Here is a 230-nt window from a genome sequence, read left to right as displayed (position 1 = left end):
CGCGAGTCGTAGGCGTAGCTGGTGACACGGCCGAGCGGATCGGTCTCAGTCTTGAGCCGCCCTTGCGCGTCGTAGGTCCGTTTCCAGGCGTTTCCCGCCGGATCCGTGAGGCTGGTGATGTGGCCGAGCGAGTCCCGGGCGATGGCCGTCGCCAGACCTCCCGGAGCGGAGACGCCGACGAGGCGCCCGGCAGCGTCGCGGGTATAAGCCGTAACCTGATTCAACGCATC

At 67.8% G+C, this 230-nt stretch carries 1 protein-coding gene; it reads right to left on the bottom strand.

Features of this window, described 5'->3' with window-relative positions:
• Window positions 1-230, bottom strand: a 230-nt coding sequence (locus ACZ3HG_RS25050) for a hypothetical protein (protein WP_465335279.1), incomplete at both ends; no start/stop codon positions are given.

This window comes from Erwinia sp. PME.40.26/001 (assembly GCF_055556675.1).
Note: the sequence above shows the minus strand (reverse complement) of the source record. Positions and strands in the feature narration are given on the sequence as shown.